This window comes from Cellulomonas sp. P4_H12 (assembly GCF_056400905.1).
This window is the reverse complement of sequence record NZ_JBFUKJ010000122.1, coordinates 1-573: the sequence shown is the minus strand read 5'-3', so window position 1 is coordinate 573 and position 573 is coordinate 1. Positions and strand designations below refer to the sequence as shown.

Sequence of the window (573 nt, the reverse complement as noted above, 5' to 3'; positions counted from 1 at the left end):
TGGTCCGGGCCTCGTTCGGCCGGTTCGGCGACGCCGCGGTGGTCGACGCCACCGACGACGAACTCGTCGCGCTGGCCCGGACGGACCTCGCGGAGGTCACCGGGCTGCGGGCCGAGCCGGTCGGGGCGGCGGTGCAGCGATGGCACGGCGGCCTGCCCCAGTACGGGCCGCGGCACCTGGACCGGGTCGCGACGATCGAGGACGGCGTGGCCGAGTTGCCGGGACTCGGGGTGGCCGGAGCGCTGCTGCACGGCGTCGGCGTGCCCGCCTGTGTGGCGTCGGCGACGGCGGCCGCACGGGCCGCGGCGCGGGTGGCAGGATAGGGCCATGGCACGCCTCGATTACGACAAGCTCAATTCCACGCTCCGGTACGCGATGTTCTCGGTGTTCCAGGTGCAGCCCGGTGTCCTCGAGGAGGACCGCACCAAGGCCATCGAGGACGCGACGGCGTTCTTCGCCTCCTTCGAGGAGGCGGACGTCGTGGTCCGCGGCATCTACGACGTCGCCGGGATGCGCGCCGACGCGGACTTCATGATCTGGACGCACGCGGAGAAGCTGGAAGACCTGCAGAAG

General features: G+C 72.4%; 1 protein-coding gene and 1 pseudogene. Both read left to right on the top strand.

Annotated elements, in window-relative coordinates:
• Nucleotides 1-323, top strand: a pseudogene (locus AC1DQC_RS20105) (protoporphyrinogen oxidase); the annotation flags it as partial.
• Between the two features lie 4 nt (nucleotides 324-327).
• The coding region (locus AC1DQC_RS20100; protein WP_477052989.1) for a chlorite dismutase family protein at nucleotides 328-573 on the top strand (246 nt) is incomplete at its 3' end.